Here is a 218-nt window from a genome sequence, read left to right as displayed (position 1 = left end):
TTGATTTTTAATGCTATCTATTATATGCTTATTAGAGATATTATTTATATCTTTTTCATTTATTATCTCATCTATACTGCCTTGATTATTGATTGTAGTTATCTTGCTTTGGTTGCTAATACTGTTTATATCTTTTTGATTATTGATATTATCAATTTTATTTGAGTTATTAAGCGTGGTTATAGTGTGGGTGTTGATTAAATTTGATATATTTCCAG

The 218-nt window shown here is 23.9% G+C and carries 1 protein-coding gene; it reads right to left on the bottom strand.

What is annotated here, in order from left to right; all coding sequences use genetic code 11:
- Positions 1-218: hypothetical protein (locus CSUIS19073_RS08320; protein WP_337214428.1), on the bottom strand; the 218-nt coding region annotated here is incomplete at both ends.

Origin of the sequence: Campylobacter sp. RM19073 (assembly GCF_024723495.1) — a bacterium.
GTDB lineage: Bacteria > Campylobacterota > Campylobacteria > Campylobacterales > Campylobacteraceae > Campylobacter > Campylobacter porcelli.
Note: the sequence above shows the minus strand (reverse complement) of the source record. Positions and strands in the feature narration are given on the sequence as shown.